Annotated in this window: 19 protein-coding genes and 1 pseudogene; 12 read left to right on the top strand and 8 right to left on the bottom strand. The window is 71.0% G+C overall.

From position 1 onward, the window contains the following. Complete coding sequence (locus tag OG867_RS08995; RefSeq protein ID WP_406284154.1) at positions 1-360, top strand: GntR family transcriptional regulator; 360 nt, start codon at positions 1-3, stop codon at positions 358-360. A 65-nt stretch (positions 361-425) separates the two neighbouring features. Here the strand turns inward: OG867_RS08995 and snpA are convergent, their stop codons facing one another. Next, the gene (snpA, locus tag OG867_RS08990) at positions 426-1085 is read right to left on the bottom strand and encodes a snapalysin (protein WP_406284152.1); all 660 of its coding nucleotides are present in this window, start codon (positions 1083-1085) and stop codon (positions 426-428) included. A gap of 257 nt (positions 1086-1342) precedes the next feature. Between snpA and OG867_RS08985 the strand changes: the two genes are divergently transcribed. The 5 genes from OG867_RS08985 to OG867_RS08965 all read left to right on the top strand — a co-directional run bounded on the left by OG867_RS08985 (position 1343) and on the right by OG867_RS08965 (position 5400). Beyond that, a complete protein-coding gene (locus tag OG867_RS08985; RefSeq protein WP_406284150.1) occupies positions 1343-2287 on the top strand; it encodes a LysR family transcriptional regulator in 945 nt (314 codons plus the stop codon). A gap of 122 nt (positions 2288-2409) precedes the next feature. Then, positions 2410-3414 (top strand): NAD-dependent epimerase/dehydratase family protein, encoded by a 1005-nt coding sequence (locus tag OG867_RS08980; RefSeq protein ID WP_406290846.1) that lies wholly within the window; start codon positions 2410-2412, stop codon positions 3412-3414. A gap of 80 nt (positions 3415-3494) precedes the next feature. Further along, positions 3495-3851: a DUF952 domain-containing protein gene (locus OG867_RS08975; RefSeq protein WP_328902262.1), complete on the top strand. Its 357-nt coding sequence runs from the start codon at positions 3495-3497 to the stop codon at positions 3849-3851. Beyond that, complete coding sequence (locus OG867_RS08970) at positions 3848-4771, top strand: SDR family oxidoreductase (protein WP_406284148.1); 924 nt, start codon at positions 3848-3850, stop codon at positions 4769-4771. Before OG867_RS08975 ends, OG867_RS08970 begins: the two co-directional genes overlap by 4 nt. A gap of 5 nt (positions 4772-4776) precedes the next feature. Next, on the top strand, positions 4777-5400 hold the full coding sequence (locus tag OG867_RS08965) for a nucleotidyltransferase domain-containing protein (RefSeq protein WP_406284146.1): 624 nt from the start codon (positions 4777-4779) through the stop codon (positions 5398-5400). A gap of 67 nt (positions 5401-5467) precedes the next feature. Here OG867_RS08965 and OG867_RS08960 read toward each other — a convergent pair whose 3' ends face one another. Beyond that, positions 5468-6079, bottom strand: coding sequence for a TetR/AcrR family transcriptional regulator (locus OG867_RS08960; RefSeq protein WP_406284144.1), 612 nt, complete (start codon positions 6077-6079; stop codon positions 5468-5470). A gap of 130 nt (positions 6080-6209) precedes the next feature. Here OG867_RS08960 and OG867_RS08955 point away from each other — a divergent pair, with 130 nt between their 5' ends. After that, positions 6210-7661 carry an MFS transporter gene (locus tag OG867_RS08955; protein WP_406284142.1) on the top strand — a complete coding sequence of 484 codons (1452 nt, stop codon included), beginning with the start codon at positions 6210-6212 and terminating at the stop codon, positions 7659-7661. A 21-nt stretch (positions 7662-7682) separates the two neighbouring features. Here the strand turns inward: OG867_RS08955 and OG867_RS08950 are convergent, their stop codons facing one another. After that, on the bottom strand, positions 7683-8693 hold the full coding sequence (locus OG867_RS08950; protein ID WP_406284140.1) for a LuxR C-terminal-related transcriptional regulator: 1011 nt from the start codon (positions 8691-8693) through the stop codon (positions 7683-7685). Positions 8694-8840: 147 nt separating this feature from the next. Here OG867_RS08950 and OG867_RS08945 point away from each other — a divergent pair, with 147 nt between their 5' ends. From OG867_RS08945 to OG867_RS08935, 3 genes are all read left to right on the top strand, one after another. Further along, positions 8841-11708, top strand: coding sequence for a M4 family metallopeptidase (locus OG867_RS08945; protein ID WP_406284138.1), 2868 nt, complete (start codon positions 8841-8843; stop codon positions 11706-11708). 361 nt (positions 11709-12069) lie between these two features. Further along, the gene (locus OG867_RS08940) at positions 12070-13305 is read left to right on the top strand and encodes a glycoside hydrolase family 64 protein (protein WP_406284136.1); all 1236 of its coding nucleotides are present in this window, start codon (positions 12070-12072) and stop codon (positions 13303-13305) included. A gap of 289 nt (positions 13306-13594) precedes the next feature. Continuing rightward, complete coding sequence (locus OG867_RS08935; protein WP_328902270.1) at positions 13595-14236, top strand: acyltransferase; 642 nt, start codon at positions 13595-13597, stop codon at positions 14234-14236. Positions 14237-14243: 7 nt separating this feature from the next. On the opposite strand, the pseudogene OG867_RS08930 reads toward OG867_RS08935, so the two are convergent. The 5 genes and pseudogenes from OG867_RS08930 to OG867_RS08910 form a co-directional block, all read right to left on the bottom strand. Further along, positions 14244-14504, bottom strand: a pseudogene (locus OG867_RS08930) (transposase); the annotation flags it as partial. 130 nt (positions 14505-14634) lie between these two features. Beyond that, the gene (locus OG867_RS08925; protein WP_328902271.1) at positions 14635-14877 is read right to left on the bottom strand and encodes a hypothetical protein; all 243 of its coding nucleotides are present in this window, start codon (positions 14875-14877) and stop codon (positions 14635-14637) included. Between the two features lie 239 nt (positions 14878-15116). Beyond that, the gene (locus OG867_RS08920; RefSeq protein ID WP_406284134.1) at positions 15117-15464 is read right to left on the bottom strand and encodes a DUF1330 domain-containing protein; all 348 of its coding nucleotides are present in this window, start codon (positions 15462-15464) and stop codon (positions 15117-15119) included. A 301-nt stretch (positions 15465-15765) separates the two neighbouring features. Then, positions 15766-16167 carry a VOC family protein gene (locus OG867_RS08915; protein WP_328902273.1) on the bottom strand — a complete coding sequence of 134 codons (402 nt, stop codon included), beginning with the start codon at positions 16165-16167 and terminating at the stop codon, positions 15766-15768. A 57-nt stretch (positions 16168-16224) separates the two neighbouring features. Next, positions 16225-16419 carry a hypothetical protein gene (locus OG867_RS08910; protein WP_328902274.1) on the bottom strand — a complete coding sequence of 65 codons (195 nt, stop codon included), beginning with the start codon at positions 16417-16419 and terminating at the stop codon, positions 16225-16227. 94 nt (positions 16420-16513) lie between these two features. On the opposite strand from OG867_RS08910, the gene OG867_RS08905 reads away from it, so the two are divergent. Together OG867_RS08905 and OG867_RS08900 are read left to right on the top strand one after the other, a co-directional pair. Next, complete coding sequence (locus tag OG867_RS08905; RefSeq protein ID WP_406284131.1) at positions 16514-17167, top strand: TetR/AcrR family transcriptional regulator; 654 nt, start codon at positions 16514-16516, stop codon at positions 17165-17167. A gap of 265 nt (positions 17168-17432) precedes the next feature. Further along, entirely contained in the window at positions 17433-17777 is a 345-nt protein-coding gene (locus OG867_RS08900) for a hypothetical protein (protein WP_406284129.1), read from the top strand. Positions 17778-18309 lie beyond the last annotated feature (532 nt).

The following is an 18309-nucleotide window of genomic DNA, read 5'->3' as shown; positions in this document are numbered from 1 at the left end:
ATGCTCTTCCGGGTCGACCCCACCTCCACCGTGCCGCTCGGCGACCAGATCGCCGCCTGTGTGCGCCGCGCCGTGGCCGACGGTGCGGCGACCCCCGGCGAACGGCTGCCCGCCGCCCGCGTCCTGGCCGAATCGCTCGGCGTCAACGTGCACACGGTGCTGCGGGGCTACCAGCGGCTGCGCGAGGAGGGCCTGATCGAGCTGCGCCGGGGCCGGGGCGCAGCCATCGCGGACGGCGCGTCCCCGCACCGCGCCCGCCTTCTCGAACGGGTCCGCGAGACCGTCGGCGAGGCCCGGGGCCTGGGGCTCACGGTGGACGAACTGCTGACCCTGGTCCGTACCGAATACGGCACCGGCTGACGGCACACCGACAGGCCGCCCCGTCCTGCGGGGCGGCCCATCGGCGCGCGTGCGAGCGGAACAGGTCAGGAACGGGCGCCGGCGAGCGCGGCCGCGAAGCCGTTCTGCCAGAGGTAGTTCACCTGGTTGCGCTCATTGGCGTCCGGATACGGGTTGGTGCAGGACGGGCCGGGACCGCCGCCGGACATCAGCTCGCTGCACGGCCCCGAGTAGTGGTCCGGCAGGCCGAGCACGTGCCCGGTCTCATGGGTGGTGACCCGGGTCGAGTCGTACTGCTGGTTCTGGGCGTAGTCCAGGAAGACGTAGCCGTTGCCGTGCCCGTCGGTGCTGGCGTACGAGCCGCTGGGGTCGTTGCCCTCGTAGTACGTGAAGTCGGCGTTCGAGCCCTCCTGGAGCCGGACGTTGGAGACCGAGCCGTTCCAGATCGACGCGCTGTTGGCTATCTGGGTGCGGAAGCTCGGGGCGTTCGCGGTGCTGTAGACGATGGTGACGGACTGGGCGCCCGGGTTGGCGGCCCGCTTCTCGGCCACCGACTTCATGACCGCCTCGAAGAACGCCTTGTTGGCGGCGGCGCTCTCGTGCGAGTCGGACGGGCCGGTGAACGCCACGTGGGGGGCCGTGGCGGAGGCGTCCGGAGCGGCGACGGCGGGGGCGGTGCCGAATGCGGCGGCGAGCGAGAGGCCGAGTCCGAGCACGGCCGACATGACGGTCCTGGGGTGTCTCATGTGGGGGGTCTCCTACCAGTTACCTGTCAGAGGAACCCGTCCGATGATCGGACTCGGACGGGGACGGTACGGAGTGAGTGTCGGGGAAGCGGAGCCCGCGCGGATGATGTCAGCCGGTGATAACGCGGCCCTATCGCCCTCGTGTGCACATCTCGTGCACGTATGCGGCCCCCATGCCCAACCACCGCTGAATTGCTCGCTTTTGACAGGGTTACGGCCCATGGTGCGCCCGGACGGCCCGCCCTAATCTCGGCACCATGGAGCTTGAGGTGAGACACCTCAGGGCGCTGTGCGCCATCGCCGACAGCGGCAGCCTGCACCGGGCGGCCCGCACCCTGGGCGTGAGCCAGCCCGCGCTCACCACCCAGCTGCGCCGGATCGAGAACGCGCTCGGCGCCGAACTCTTCAGCCGCGAACGCACCGGCTGCCGCCCCACCCTCCTCGGCCGCGCCGTCCTCAGCCGCGCCCGCCCCCTGGTCGACGGCCTGAGCGCCCTGGTCAGCGACGCGAAGGCGGAGGCCGCGGCCGTCGAAGGGCCCCGGCTGCGCATCGGCTGCACCGCCAGCCGGGTCATCGGCGGCTGGCTGCGCCGGCTGCGGGTGAGGCTGCCCGGGACCGACATCTCGCTGCGGGTCGACGTCTCCGCCCACGCCCTCCTCCGCGCGGTCGACGCGGGCCGGCTCGACGTGGCCTTCGTGCACGAGGTGGAGGGCTGCCCGCTCGCCGTGCCGGACGGGCTGGAACAGCGGGTCCTGGTGGACCGCGAACCGCAGTTCGTCTCCATGGCCCGCGACCACCCGGCCGCCGCGCTGCCCGTGGTCGAGCTGGCGGACCTGGCCGCCGACCGGTGGATGGTCGACCCCACGGTGGACGGCGAATGGGACGGACTGCGCCGGATGTTCAGCGAAGCCGGGCTGGCGCCCGTCGTGCTCCACGGCGACTACCTCACCGCCGCCTCCCTCGTCGTCCTCGGCGAGGCGGTCGCCCCCTGCCAGCCGACCTCGGGCCCCCGCGACGACATGGCGATCCGCCCGCTGCGCGACGACCCGCTCGCGGTCCGGCTGCTCCTGGTCTCCCGGCCCGGCGCGGACATGACCGCGGTCTACGCGGAACTGGAGGCCGCCTACCGGGATGCGGCGCGACGGGTGGCCGGATACCACCAGTGGCTGCTGCGCCACCGCAGCCCGCTGGCCCTCTCCTGAGGCCGGGGCGTCCGGCCCGGCGGCGTGCCCGGGGAGTTCCCGCTTCCGGGTAATTCAGCCGAGAGCGTGTGCCGTTCCGGACCGGGCCGCGACAGGGCAGAGTCGGGGACATGAGGCTTCTGATGCTGGGTGGTACGCAGTTCGTCGGCCGGGCCGTGACCGAGGCGGCCCTCGCGCGCGGCTGGCAGGTCACGGTCTTCCACCGGGGCCACCACGCGCCCCCGCCCGGGACCGCCGAGATCATCGGCGACCGCACCACCGGCAGCAACGGCCTGGCCGCGCTCGCCGCCGCTGGGGCCCCGGACGGCGAGGGCCCCACCTGGGACCTGGTGGTCGACACCTGGAGCGGCGCGCCCTCGGCGGTGCGCGACGCCGCCCGGCTGCTCTCCGGCCGAGCCGCCCGCTACACATACATATCCAGCCGTTCCGTCTACGCCCACCCGACCCCGGCGGGCCTCCCGGAGGACGGCCCCGTGGTCGCGGGCGCCTCGCCGGACGCCGGTGACGACCAGCCGTACGCCCTGGCCAAGCGCGGCGGCGAACTGGCCGCCCAGGACGCCTTCGGCGACCGTGCCCTCCTCGCCCGGGCGGGCCTGATCCTCGGCCCCTGGGAGAACATCGGCCGACTGCCCTGGTGGCTGAACCGGATCGCCCGCGGCGGCCCGGTCCTGGCCCCCGGCACCCCGGACGCGGACATCCAGTACATCGACGCCCGCGACCTCGCCGACTGGGTGCTCGACGCGGCGGAGCGCGGGCTGCACGGCCCGTACAACCTGGTCAGCAGGCCCGGGCACACCACCATGGGCGGACTGCTCGACGCCTGCGTGCGCGCCACCGGTTCGGACGCCGAACTGCGCTGGACCCCGGCGGAGCAGATCCTCGCGGCGGGCGTCGAGCCGTGGACCGACCTGCCGGTGTGGCTGCCGCCGGGGGAGACGTACGACGCCCTCCACCAGGGCGACGTCGGGCTCGCCCACGCGAACGGGCTGCGCTGCCGCCCGGTCGAGGAGACCGTCGCGGACACCTGGGCCTGGTTGCGCGAGCTGGGCGGTACGGCTCCGCAGCGCCCCGACCGCCCCGCCGTGGGCCTCGCCCCGGAGACGGAGGCGAAGCTCCTGGCGGGCTGAGGAGCGGCCGCCGCGCCGACGCGGCGAGGAGTTATCCACAGGGTCCGGCCCGAGGCACGTCACGGCGTTAGCCTCGGCCCATGGCCGAACTGCTGCACCTCACCGAAGGACCGCTCTGGGAGGCGGCGCGCGGGATCGGGACGTACGAGATGTCCACCCGCGGCCGCACCCTGCACGAAGAGGGCTTCATCCACTGCTCGCTGCCCCACCAGCTCCCCGGTGTGGCCGAGTTGTTGTACGGCGCTGAGAGCCGGGCCGGAGCCGCCGACCAGGAGCTCGTGGTCCTCGTCATCGACCCCGCCCGGCTCACCGCACCCCTGCGGTACGAGGCGGCCGCGCCCGGCGGCGAGGAGTTCCCGCACCTCTACGGACCGCTTCCCGTCGACGCGGTCGTCGAGGTGCGCCCCTGGCCGTCCGAGGAGGGCACCCCCGCATGAGCCCCGACCCCGCCTCCGGGCCCGTCACCAGCGGCCCGCCCACCGCCGTCACCGGGGCGAGCGGCGCGCTCGGCGGCCGCGTCGCGACCCGGCTGGCCCGGGCCGGCGTCCCCGTCCGGCTGCTCGGCCGCGACCCGTCCCGGCTGCCCGCCCTCCCGGGCGCCGACCTCGCACCGCCCGCGCCCTACGGCGACGGCGAGGCCATGCGGCGCGCCCTGGCCGGGGCGCACACCCTGTTCCTCGTCTCGGCGCACGAGAGCCCCGACCGGGTCCGGGAGCACACGACGGCGGTGGACGCGGCGGTCGCGGCCGGGGTCGAACGCATCGTGTACGTCTCCTTCCTGGGCGCCGCCCCCGACGCCACCTTCACCTTCGCCAGGGACCACTGGCACACCGAGGCGCACATCCGGACCGCCGACGTCCGGTACACCTTCCTGCGCGACAGCTGGTATCTCGCCGGGCTCCCCGCCATGACCGGCGCCGACGGCGTGCTGCGCGGCCCCGGTGGGGACGGCCGGGTCGCCGCCGTCGCCCACGAGGACATCGCCGACGCCGCGACCGCCGTGCTCCTCGCGGACACCGACGCGACCGGCCCCTCGCACGACGGCCGCACCTACGACCTGACCGGCCCCGAGGCGTTCACCCTCGCCGAGGCGGCGGAGGAGCTGGGCCGGGTCACCGGACGGGCCGTCAGCTATGTGCCGGAGACCCGCGAGGAGGCGTACGCCTCACGGGCGGGCTACGGGGCCCAGGACTGGGAGGTGGCCGGCTGGGTCACCTCGTACGAGGCCATCGCGGCCGGGGAGATGGACACCGTCTCGGACGCCGTCCCGGCACTGACCGGCCGCCCCGCCACGGACCTGGCCACCTATCTGCGGGAGCACCCCGACAGCTACCGCCACCTCCTGAAGCAGGACTGACCGCCGTGCGCACGGAAACCCCCTGGGGCGTCTGGGACCCGCCGCCGCTCGCCGATGCCGTCCGCCTGCTCGCCCCGCTGCGCGCCCCGTGGTGGATCGCCGGAGGGTACGCGGTCGAGCTGGCGGTGGGCCGCGCCTACCGGGCGCACGGGGACATCGACGTGCTCCTGCTGCGCCGCGACCAGGCGGAGGCGCAGCGGGTCCTGGCCGGCTGGGAGTGGTGGGCCGCCGATCCGCCCGGCACGCTGCGGCCCTGGCGCCCCGGCGAGACCCTGCCCGCCGGAGTCCACGACATCTGGTGCCGCCCGGGGCCGGACGAGCCGTGGCGGTTGCAGTTCATGCTGGACGACACGGACGGCGAGGACTGGGTGTTCCGCCGCGACCCCCGGGTCCGCCTGCCGCTGGAGCGGCTGGGCCGGGTCTCGCCGGACGGCGTCCCCTACCTCGCGCCCGGGATCCAGCTCCTCTACAAGTCCACGTCCCGGAGGCCCAAGGACGAGCGGGACTTCGAGGAGGCGCTGCCGGTCCTGGACGACCACGGACGCGCCTGGCTGGCCGAGACGATCACCCTGGCCGAGGGCGCGGACCACCCGTGGGCGGTCCGGCTGCGGGCGGCACTCGCGGGGTAGGGCGGGGCGGCGGACCGGGGCGCCCGGCCCGGAAGCCCCGAGCCCGCCTCCGCAGAGCACCCCGCACTCACACCACGTACGCCCCCGCCTTCGCCGCCAGGACCGCCGCGTCGGCGGCGCGGTCGGCGGCTGCCTCGTCCAGCGGGCCGCCGCTGGCCAGCAGGCGGTAGTAGAGCGGCGCGGAGACCGCGCGTACGACCTCGTCCGCGTCGGTCCCGGACGGCAGTTCGCCCCGCTCGACGGCCTCGGTGACACAGCCGGCCCACTCCTCGACCCGGATCGCGTAGAAGCGGTGCAGTGCCTGGGCCGTACGCGGATCGCAGGTGGCCGCCGCGATCACCGAGCGGAACAGCGCGCCCTGGCGCGGATCGGTCAGCGTCTTGAGCACCAGCCGCGCGTTCGCCCTGAGGTCACCCTCCAGCGAGCCGGTCCGCGCGCGCGGCGACGACTGCTCGGCCATGTCGTCCAGCAGGTCCGCGATGAGACCGGTGGGCGAGGACCAGCGCCGGTAGACGGTCGTCTTGCCGACCTCCGCGCGGCGCGCCACATCGGCGAGGTCGAGCCGGTCGAAGCCGTGCTCGGCCAGTGCGTCGCCCGCCGCGCGCAGGACGGCCTCGCGCACCCGGGCGGTCCGCCCGCCGGGCCGTACGGTGCCCGGTTCCACGCTCTCGGATGGCATAACGGGTCTCCAGTTCCATTAGGAAGCATTCCTCTGCTACGGTCACTCCATCTTAACGGAACCACGGAACCGTTTAGCTTCCGTCCGTTCCGTTTCCGTCCGTTCAGCTTCCGTCCGAGGAGGGACGACCATGTCCGCGCCCAGCCGCACCCCGTCACGCCCCGCCCCCACCGCCTCCGTACCGCCGCCGCCCGCCCGGATGACCGGGCGCCAGAAGCTCGTCCTGGCCCTGCTCCTCGGCGCCCAGTTCATGATCGCCGTGGACTTCTCGATCCTGAACGTCGCGCTGCCCGTCGTCGGGGAAGGGCTCGGCTTCGCGCTCCAGGACCTCCAGTGGATCGCCACCGCGTTCGCCCTCGCCGCCGCCGGGTTCACGCTGCTGTTCGGGCGCGTCGCCGACCTCGTCGGCCGTAAGCGCCTGTTCATCGCGGGCATGGCGGTCCTGGGCCTGTCCTCGCTGCTGGGCGGCCTGGCCACCTCGCCGGAGACCCTGCTCACGGCCCGCGTGCTCCAGGGCCTCGCCACCGCCGCCGTCACGCCCGCCGGGCTCGCCCTGCTGACCACCGCGTTCAAGGAGGGCCCGCTGCGCGAACGTGCCCTGGGCCTCAACGGCGCCCTGATGTCCGCCGGGTTCACCGCGGGCGCGATCCTCGGCGGGCTCCTCACCGACCTGCTCTCCTGGCGGTGGGCCTTCCTGGTCAACGTCCCCGTCGCCGCCCTCGTCGTCGCCCTGGCCCCCGCCGTCATCGCCGACTCCCGCCCCGCCGAGCGCCCCCGGCTCGACGTCCCCGGCGCCGCGGCCGTCACCGGCGGCCTGCTGCTCCTCGTCTACGGGCTGACCCAGGCCGGGACGACCGGCTGGACCACCCCCGCCACCCTCGCCGCGCTCCTCGCCGGACTCGCCCTGCTCGTCGCCTTCTGGTTCGTGGAGAAGCGGGCGACCGCGCCGCTCGTCCCCGTACGCATCCTCAAGCGCCGCAGCGTCATCTGGGGCAACGCCACCGGGCTCATCGCCTTCGTCACGGAGACGTCCCTGGTCTTCCTGCTGACGCTCTACCTCCAGGAGGTCCTGGGCTACACCCCGCTCGCGACCGGTCTCGCCTTTGGAGTGCTGGGCATCGGCACCGTGATCGGCGGCACCCTCGGCGGCCGGGTGGTGGGCCGCTTCGGCAACCGGAGGACCATCGTCGCCGGGGGAGTCGTCCAGGCCCTCGCCACGCTCTCGCTGGTGGCGCTCGGGACCTCGGGCGCCTGGATCTGGCTGCTGCTGGCCGCCACGTTCATCGGGGGCATCGGCAACATGCTGATGATCGTCGGCTTCATGGTCACCGCGACCTCGGGCCTCCCCGACGAGGAACAGGGCCTCGCGACCGGGCTCGCCACGATGACCCAGCAGGTCGGCATCACCCTCGGCATCCCGGTCATGAGCGCCCTCGCGACCGCCCGGATGACCGCGCTGGGCGACACCGGCCCGGACGGCGTGCTCTCCGGGGTCTCCGTCGCCGTCCTGGTCAACTCGGCGCTGGTCCTGGCCGGAGCGCTGCTCGCCGGTACGTTTCTGCGGACGCGCCGGGAGGGGTGAGCGTACGGGGGAAGGGCGCCGCTAAAGCGTCAGCCACCCACGCGAAGCCGCCTGTACGCCGGCCTGGAAGCGGGTCTCCGCCTTCAGTTCCTGCATCAGGCGGCTGATGCGTCGGCGGACCGTGTGGACGTGCACATCCAGGCGGCGGGCTATCGCCTCGTCCTTCAGGCCGGAGGACAACATCGTCAGCAGCTCCCGGTCCTCGTCCGTGACCTGGCCGTTGTCGACCGAGCCGATCGGTACGGCCCGCTCCCACACCGCCTCGAACAGCGGCACCAGCGCGTTGCTCAGCAGCGCGTCGCTGACCACCAGGGCGGTGGCGGTGGGGTCGGCCGCGTCGGTCGGCGGCAGCAGCGTCATCCGGCGGTCGACGGTGATCAGCTTCGTCGGCAGGGCCATGCCGAGCCGGATCTGCACCCCCTCCGCGGCCAGCACGTTCAGCCCGCGCGCCCGCCCGTGGAAGCTCAGCCCCTCCCGGTCGACCACGGCCCGCACCCGTACCCCGCGCCGGACCGGCTCGGCCATGTTGATCGGCTCGGGCATGCCGTCCGGCTCGCTCGCGGCGTACGGGGGACGGTCCAGGAGGGCCACCTCCTCGGTCGCCGACACCACCAGCGAGGTCACCCGCTCGGCGATCGCCTTCCGCCCCCGCAGCGTCTCGATCCCCAGGGTGCGCGGGGTGTGCGAGGCGGACATGAGCTGCGCCGCGATCCGGTCCACGGAGCCGGTCAGCTCCTCCAACTCCGCCTCACGCCTGAGCAGTTCCGCCTGGTGCAGATGGATGAGGTTGCGCAGTGCGGTGGCCGGGGCGTCCGGGACCGGCAGCCCGGAGCCCCGGGCGGGGCGGGTGAAGCCGCGCTCGTCGAGGCGGTCCAGCGCGTGGCGGAGCTGCCGGGGCGAGAGAGCGACGCCCTGGGCGAGGGCGGACCGGGTGGTGTCGCCGGGGGTGTTCAGCAGGGCCTCGTACACCCGGAGTTCGTCCGCTCCGAGCCCGAGGGCCTGCCACTGTTCGTCCAGATCAGCCCATTTCACCAGCCGATTTTCGCCGCTGCGTGCAGGCCACACAAGTGTGCACGTACAGAAGTCTGCAGGTGGAACGCATTGTTCACATCCCGCTCCGGGTCTTCCATGACGGCATCCGATAACCGTTCACGCCCTTGTGGCAACCGGAGGAACACCGTGCGGACTTCAGTACGCAGACGAGCAGCTGGCTCCCAGGGGCGCCGCACCGGCGTCGTTGTCGGTCAGGGCATAGCCGCGCTGCTGGCCACGGCGGGCCTGATGGCCACCGCCATGCCGGCAGCACACGCCGACACCGCGGCGGCCGCCCCCGCCGCCTCCGACACCACGCCCGGCAGCGAGACCGACACCCCCTCGCTCGTCACCGGTCTGCACGAGGAGGTCGCCGCCTCCGGCACCGCGGCCGACGCCGCCCGGGGCCACCTCAAGGCCAAGAAGGGCCGCTACCACATCGCCGACACCTCGGCCAAGGACCTGACCTCCGTCGGGACCACCACCGAGAAGGGCGGCAAGGAGACGGTCCGTCTCCAGCAGAAGTACAAGGGCGTCGAGGTCCTCGGCGGCCAGTACCTCGTCCGGATGACCAAGAAGGGCGGCAAGCGCGCCGTCACCGGCACCTCCGGCAACTACTTCACGAAGCTGAAGCTGGACACGGTCACCCCGAAGGTCTCCGAGAAGACCGCGATCGAGCGGGCGGTCGGCGCCGTCTCCACCCAGTTCGCCGGTGGCCTCCTGCGTGCCCCGGCCAAGGGCGAGAAGCAGGCCGAGGCCGAGTTCAAGGGCAGCGCCGGCGACGTCACGATCCTCCCGCAGGGCACCGGCGTGCTGACCCGCCACATCACCGTCACGGGCACCAACCCGGCCGACGGCTCGCCGGTCCAGCAGGAGGTGTACATCGACGCACACTCCGGCTTCCCGGTCATGCAGTACAGCGGCATCAAGACCTTCGGTGCCACGGGCACGGCCTCCGGCGCCACGGAGGGCGCGGCGGCTCCCGCCGACGCCTCCGCCGCTGCCGCCGACCAGCTCGTCGTCAAGGGCAGCGGGGTCCGCTACAACGGCCAGAAGGTCGACATCAATCTGTACAAGGACACCAAGGGTCTCCTGCAGATGATCGACTACAGCAAGCGGGCCGCGGACGACTCCCCGTACGAGGGCCCCATGATCGCCACCTACGACGCCCGCGGCCGTGAGGCGGGCAGCGCCTCCGGAGTCTGGCCCACCGGCGTCAAGTACTTCCAGCCCGCCACCCCGGACCTCGGCGAGGAGTACACCAACTCCGGTGCCGTGGACGCCCACTGGGCAGCCGGCAAGGTCTACGACTACTACAAGAACCACTTCGGCCGGAAGAGCCTCGACGGCAAGGACGGCTACATCTACTCCCTGGTCGGCGTCGTCCAGAACGGCCAGCCGTACAACAACGCCTTCTGGGACGGCTCCAAGATGGTGTACGGCCAGGGCGGCGGTGACTACCGCACCTTCTCCGCGGACACCGACGTCGTCGGCCACGAGATGACGCACGGCGTCGTCGAGCACACCGCGAACCTGGTCTACGCGGGCCAGTCCGGCGCCATGAACGAGGCGCTCGCCGACTACTTCGGCAACGCCATCGACCTGGAGGCCAACGGCCAGTCGATGAACGACCCGGACGCCGGCCTCCTCGGTGAGGACCTGTGCACGACGCTCAGCCCCCGCGAGTGCGCCCTGCGCGACCTCAATGACGGTGCCACCACGTCGAAGAACTTCATCGGCGCCACCTACGGCGGCGACAACGGCGGGGTGCACCTCAACTCCACGATCTTCTCCGGCGCCCTGTGGGACATGCGCCAGGACCTCGGCGCCGAGCTCGCCGACCAGATCGTCTACCGCGCCCTGTCCGCGTACATGACCCCTCTGGACGGCTTCACCGAGGGCCGCGCCGCGGTCATCGCCGCCGCGCAGGAGCTGGGTGTCACCAAGGCCCAGCTGAAGATCGTCAAGCGGTCCTTCGACGCCCACGGCATCGCGCCCGGCTGGGAGAAGGCCCTCGGCGTCGACACCGACACGATCCTCTCCAAGGTCAACATCGCCGGTACCGGCGTGGGCGCGGGCGGCGGCAAGTACGCCGTCTCCCGCTCCAACGAGGACGGCAGCGAGCCGTACTCGGTGTGGATGGGCAACACGACCGGCAAGGGCCAGCCGCAGCTCATGAGCGCCAACAACGGCGACTACAACGTCTACGCGAACACCGACGGCAAGACGGTGGTGTGGGCCGACTACAGCAGCACGGGCATCTACATCATGGCGCGTCCCGTCAAGGGCGGGATCGCCAAGGTGGTCGACGGGATCGGCAGTGACGTCAACGGCCTCGTCGTGGACGGCGACTGGGTCGCGTACACCGCCTTCAACCCGCAGTTCGGCGTCACGAACGTCCGGTACGTCAACATGAAGACCGGCGAGACCGGTCTGGTCGACGGCGGCCGCCCCTACAACATCTCGGGCCTGGCCTCCATCAAGGACGGCAAGATCGCCTACGCCAAGGTGGCCCCTGACGCGAACGGCAACATGCAGCTCGGCGTCGAGGTCTTCGACGCGGTGACCGGCACCAAGACGCAGATGCCCGTCGCCGGCGACGTCATGGGCGTCGGCCAGACCGCGATCACCGACGACGGCGTCTTCTGGATCGAGGACAAGGACCTCACCGACTCCGGCAAGGCCGCCGTGCGCCGCGCGAACCTCGACGGCTCGAACCCGGTCACCGTCACCCCGGAGGCGGGCGCGGACTCCCTCTACGCCTACACCCTGACGGCCTCGGACGACGCGGTCACCATCACGAACACCCCGCCGGCCACGTGGTGGGCCAACGACACGATGGCGAAGCTGTACCAGGTCGCGCCCGACGGCAAGGGCGGCCCGCAGCGCATGTCCTGCAACCGCGGCGAGCAGGCGCTCGGCGTGGCCGACGAGGGCCAGCGCGTCCTGTGGCTCGACGGCACCACCGGCTACACCAACCTGGTCAAGCGCGACCGCCCGGCGGGCAAGTGCTGACCTGACCCCGTAACACCTGCGCGGCCGGGCTCCTTCGGGGGCCCGGCCGCTCGTGTTTCACGCCGGCCTCCGGAGCAGGCGCGCCGCCTCCCCGACAACGGACTCCGCCAGTGGGCCGCCCCTCATACGTGATCAGGTCACCGCCCGCGCCGGGCGCCGGGCTGCCGTTCACGATCAGCCGGAGCCACCAGCGCACGAGCTCCCGGCGGCGATGGGGGAATTCTGGTCCAGACCAGCCAATTGACGTGTCCCTGACCCCTCGATACGCTCCAAGAGCTCTCGTGAGAGCGCTCTCAAAGCCACTTCGGGCGTCTCGCACCGGCTACCTCCACAGCACGGCCTTCCGGATGAGGAGTAGAGCTTGTCTGCCAACCTTCCTTCCGCCCCCCGTACACGCCGAGCCCGCCGCCCCAGGGCCGCCGCCCTGATTGCCGCGCTCGCGCTGGCGGGTGGATGCCTCGTCGCCACCCAGGTCACCGCCGCCACCGAGGCTGCGGCCGTCCCCGCGACCATCCCGCTCACGCTCACCAACAACTCCGGGCGGGGCGATCAGGTCCACGTCTACGTCATCGGCACCGAACTCTCGTCGGGGCGTCAGGGCTGGGCCGACGCGAACGGCACTTTCCATCCGTGGCCCGTCGGGGGCAACCCCCCGACGCCCGCTCCCGACGCGTCGATCGCTGGGCCGGCCAACGGGCAGGCGAAGACGATCCGGATGCCGAAGTTCTCCGGCCGGGTCTACTTCTCCTACGGGCAGAAGCTGGTCTTCAAGCTCACCACCGGCGGTCTGGTGCAGCCCGCGGTGCAGAACCCGAGCGACCCGAACGCGAACATCCTCTTCAACTGGACCGAGTACACGCTCAACGACGCCGGCCTGTGGATCAACAGCACCCAGGTCGACATGTTCTCCGCCCCCTACGCGGTCGGGGTGAAGCGCCCGAACGGCACCACCCTGAGTACGGGCCACCTCAAGCCCGGCGGCTACAAAGCGTTCTTCGACTCGCTGCGCAGCCAGTCCGGTGGCTGGGGCGGGCTCATCAGGACCCGCTCCGACGGGACGATCCTGCGGGCGCTCGCCCCCGGCCATGGCATCGAGGCGGGGGCGCTGCCGGCCTCCGTCATGAACGACTACGTCAACCGGGTGTGGAGCAAGTACTCCTCGCAGACGCTGACCGTCCAGCCGTTCGCGGACCAGCCGTACACGAAGTACTTCGGACGGGTCCAGGGCAACACCATGAACTTCACCAACAGTTCGGGAGCGGTCGTCACCAGCTTCCAGAAGCCCGACTCGGACAGCATCTTCGGCTGCTACAAGCTCCTCGACGCCCCCAACGACCTGGTTCGGGGGCCCATCTCCCGCACTTTGTGCGCCGGTTACAACCGGTCGACGCTGTTGAGCAATCCCAACCAGCCCGACGCGAGTGACGCGAACTTCTACAAGGACGCGGTCACCAATCACTACGCCGCCAAGATCCACGCCCAGATGGCCGACGGCAAGGCGTACGGCTTCGCCTTCGACGACGTCGGCGCGCACGAATCGCTCGTGCACGACGGAAACCCGCAGCAGGCGTACATCACGCTGGACCCGTTCAACTAGATCTTCTCTTCCCGGCGGTCGATGACAGGTTTCACGGTGGCGTGATCCTGAACGAGTGAGGGCCTTCCGGTTCGGCGCGGATGCAGCCATCCGCACCGGACCGGAAGGCCCGCCGGCGCCGGGGCGTGGACCTGCTGGGCTGTGCCTGGTTCGGCCCACTGCCTGATGCGGCGCCCGATCGTACGGTCCGAGCAGCCGGCGCCTCAGATCGCGGATGGCGCCCGTCTCGGTGAACGCGACGTCGGAAATCCGCCAGCATGCTCGTGGTCGGTCGAACTAGAGTCCGCCCATGATCGCTGAGACGCAGGGAATCCGCATCCGGCACCGCGGGCATGAACCGCAGGTCCATCCCACCGCCTACATCGCCCCGACAGCAACGCTCGTCGGTGATGTCCGCGTGGGGCCGAGGGCGCGGGTGATGTACGGCGCGGTGCTCGATGCCGAGGGGTCTCGGATCGAGATCGGGGAGGCGGCGGTGATCTGCGAGAACGCGGTATTGCGCGGGTCCGCGGTCGCCGGCGATCAGCCGGTGCTCGTCGGCGACCACGTCTTCGTGGGGCCGCATGCCACGCTGCTGGGCTGCGAGGTCGACAGGTGCGTCTACGTGGCGACCGCGGCGACGGTCCTGCAGTGCGCACGGGTGGGGGCCGGCTCGGTTGTCGCTGTCGGCGCGCTCATCCATGCGCGCACCGTTTTGCCGGACGAGTACTTCGTGCCGCCGCACACCGTGGCGCTTGACGCGCCGGTGCGGCTGCTGGCCCCTGGCGATCCCGGCCTGGCCGAGGCGGTCAGGCGGGTGGGCTTCGCGCAGGTGGCGTTCGGCGTCGACGCGGAGTGGACCGACCGGATCAGCCGGTACGAGCACGTCGCGGAGGTGCGCGTCGCCGAGTTCGGCACGCACGCGGACGATGAGGTTCTGAATCTCGGCTAGCGCCGCATCAGGAGACGTTGGCCCGGGTGACGACTGCGCGTAGGCGGTCGTCGGCGGCGTGCTTGTTCCGCCAGATGAGGTACCGGCGGATCATGCCGCCCTGCTCCTTGTGGCTGGCGTGGTCGGTGCCGTCGAGGGCGAGGTGGCGCAGGGCGGTGAACTGGGCCTCGATGCGGTTGAGCCAGGAGTTGTTGGTCGGGGTGCAGGCGATCTCGGCATTGTTCGCCGCGGCCCACGTCCCGACCCGTCGGCAGCGTGGGAGGTTGAGCGGGCCGAACGCGTCCATGCAGAAGGCGACGTGCACACGTTCAGCCAAGCGATCATTCTGACCGCCCGAAGCCGCCCGGCCCATCAGCCGGACGACGCCCACACCAGGGCCAACGTGGCCTTACGTGGCACTAGTTGCCGTTTTTCGTCGGGTACGGGCTGATCATGGTGTCGAAGTAGCCGTCAGGGGCTTCTTCGAGGAAATCCAGCAGATGGTCCAAGAAGGCGCGCAGCAGCGGGGTCGAGTTGTGTCGGTCCGGATCTTCTTGGGAACGCCAGACCTCGTACAGGAAGAGCCGGCGGACCTCGTCGGCACGCTCCGGCCTGGGGCGCAGGAAGCCACAGAGGGAGATGGGTGCTTTCGTTGTTGTCATGCCGTCGATGCCAGGGATCCGGGATCTCTTGCCGTGCTTCCTCGGCGACGGTCCCGAACTCGATGCCTGCGTCCAGGAACACCTGCGGACGCAACTGCGCGAGCTGGACAGCCGCATGACGGACCTCCGATGGGCTCGCGCGTCACTCAGCGACCTTCTCGACGCTTCAACACGAGCGTCCCAGAGCACACTCTCGTCCGTCTGAACCCACCCCAGGGCAACCCTTTTGCCGGTCGGTCTCAGTCGGCAGACGGAGCCTCCCGCATAGCCTTTGTGGTGGCGGTCGGGTCGTAGTCCTCGGAAACGCCTTCGACCAGGATGATGTCGCCTTCGATGTGCCGTGAGCGCAGCGGTGCGATCTCACGGTAGGCGGGTGAGTTCCACCAGGCCCGGGCCTGGGCGATTCCGGGGAAGCCGATCAGCACGACGTGTCCGGGCCACTTGCCCTCCTTCACCTCGTGCTGGGTGGCGTGCACGAGGAAGCGGCCGCCGTGCGGTTCGAAGGTGGCGGGTATGCGCTCGATGTATTCGACGATCTCCGGGTGTGGTGCGGCCTCTTGCAGGTGGGCTATGGCGTAGGCGGGCATGGCGTCCTTACGGTCGGTCGGGCTGCACGGGGCGGGCCGCACCGCTGAGCGGCAACGTGCTGAGGCGCGCCGGCGGGTGGGCGAGGTACAAGCGGTTCCAGACAGGGCAGATCGCTGAGGCGGTGTTCCGCAAGGAGGCCGCATCGAGGTGGACACCTCGATCTGGTGCGGCATCCACGACCGGATGAGCCTCGCCGAGCGGGCAAGGATGCCGCGGCTGCCGGGTTGCGGTTCGTGCCACATGATCAGGGCCTGCGGTACCGAATGTGGATGCGATGTGACGCAGCGGGGCGGAGGGTTGTCACGCGTTCTCAGAGCTGGGCGGGGTGACCCACTCGACGAACTGGACGATCACGCCGTTGGGGTCGGTGACCTGGAAGAGTCGCTCGCCCCAGGGTTCCTCGCGCAGAGGCATGGTGATGTCCACGCCCTCGGCGCGCAGCCGCTTCTCCTCGTCCTCGATCCCAGCGGTGAGGGTGAAGGCGAGGATGAGGCCGGAGGCGCGCTGGTCCCGCTGCTCGGGCGGCAGTATCTCGATGCCGCCGGCGAGCAGGACGATGTCGGCGGCCGCGTCCGGCCGGGTGAGCGAGGCGAAGCCGTCGGCGGCGGCCTGCTCGGTGTAGCCGAGGTGGGTGGTGAAGAACGCCTGGGAGGTGGCGACGTCGTCGACGGTGAGCGAGACGGTGGAGGCGGTGATCTGCAAGGTGATTCTCCTCTGTGGTTTCCGGGAGGCGGGGGCCGGGTGGCGGGTGGGTGCAGGTCAGTACCCGGCGCGGCGCGGCAGATTGCGGGCCTTCGGGGGAACTTCGCGGGTGGGCGCGGGGATGGCGCGGGTGGGGCGCTTTCCGCGAGGCAGGGCCGGGGTGCGGCTGGTGCGCTCGGTCAGGACCGGGCCGATCTTGACGGGTGCGATTCGAACGGCGACAGGGCGGAGTTCGAGCAAGGGCACATCCATTCTTAGTTCCGTGGAAAACTTGCGATGGACGTAAACTTAGCCCGAACTGCATCGGGGCGTCAACATATAAATGCTACGAGGGTAAGATTGCCTCATGACTACAGACGCCACGTCGTCCGCACCCCCTGCCGGCCTGCGGGAATCGAAGAAGCAAGAGACTCGGCAGCTCATCTCCGACGTCGCCACCGGCTTGTTCCTCACCCAGGGCTTCGAGCGGACCACCATCGCCGAGATCGCCGCCGCCGCACGGGTGGCGAAGAAGACGGTGACCAACTACTTCCCACGCAAGGAGGACCTGGCCCTGGACCATCAGGACGCCTTCACCGCCTCCCTGGCCCGCACCGTGACAGGCCGTCGGGTCGGCGAGTCGGCTCTGTCGGCCCTGCGTCGCGCCTTCCTGGACGCGGCCACGGATGCCGATCCGGTCGCCGGGTTCTCCGGCCCCGACTTCGCCCGCATGGTCGCCGACAGCCCCACCCTCTCCGCCCGCCTGCGCGATCTGCACGACCTGCGCGAGGCGGCCCTGGCCGATGCCCTGGCCGACGCTGTCGGCGCATCCCGCGGCGACATCACCCCCCGCACCGCCGCCGCCCTTCTCGGCTCCGTACACCGCACCCTGTTCCAGCGGATCCAGGAACTCACCCTCGCCGGCCAGGACAACGCCCGGATCTCCGCCACGGTCATCGTGGAGGCGGACACCGCCTTCGGCCTGTTGGAACCCTCGCTCGCCGACTACGCCGTGGCGTGAGCCACGCGTCACTCGTCGGTGTTCCGGCACGGCCCGGACCCTGGCGGCACACGTGATTCACCGAAACGGCCACACCTCCAGGGGCGTGCTGGACCCGTGCCGGCGTCGGCACATGGGCCCGGTGCCATGCACGAGGCGGTACGTCTCGTAGGTGTGCACGTTGTCGCCCGGCCGGGAGTAGTTCAACGGCTCCCGGAAGCGCTATCCGCTCCCACGCCGTTGGGCCAGTCCGCCCCGGCGGACGGCCGAGAACCTGTGGAACCAGATGAAGGAGGACGCAGAGTCGCAGGAGCAACCGCTTGAACAGGACCTGAGCTACAACAACGACCTCTGGGGCTATCTGTCGGTTCGGGCGGGCCGGAACGCGGCGCAGATCGATGAGACACCAAACGACGCAGAAGCCTGTGCCCGTAGTGCCAACCTTGGCGGTTTCACCGAGGCGAAGATGTCGGAATGGCCCACCAAGCTCCACCAAAAGTTCTGCTTTGCTACGGATAAGGGGAATATTGTTAACGCTGAGATCACCCGCTTCGTAGGAGGCGACCGCGACTCGTACACCGAACCCCCCACTCAGATCGAATTCACTGCCACCATGTGGCAACGCAGCTAAAGAGCGCTGCCGAACGCTGATCTTGCCCAGTTCAGCCATCCGAGACAGGGGCGAGTGCCCGTGTATGTCCACGTTTCGGTGATCCTGACCACCACCCAGCGAATGACCACAGAGGATCATTCCGTGGTTCTGCAACGCGCTTGAGGACATGTCTCTTTTGGTTGATTAGTCGGTTGATCGGATGTGTCAGTCCGGTCAATTTGGCTCTATTGTCAGCCAGCGAAGGAGACTTCCGCGTCGCGCACGAATTGCTGGTGGAGGGCGCGCGCCTGCAGCGGTGTCCGCGAAGGACTCCGGGATGTCCTCGGTGTCGACCCATTGGACCTGGGCGTGCTTGTGTCGCCCCGTAGGAGGGCGTCATCCGCGGCGCGCAGGGCGTGGGAGGCGGCGGGCTTCTCACCGCAGGCGGCGTAAGCGCGGGCCTGGGTGATGTGGAGAAGAGCCTCGGTCTGGCCGTTGATGTGGCCGAGACTGTACGTAGGGCGCCTTCGCAGACGATCTGGTAGCCGATCTCAATGCGCGACTTGCCCTC

The organism is Streptomyces sp. NBC_00209 (assembly GCF_045206345.1).
Classification (GTDB): Bacteria; Actinomycetota; Actinomycetes; order Streptomycetales; family Streptomycetaceae; genus Streptomyces.
This window is presented reverse-complemented; position numbering and strand designations above follow the sequence as displayed.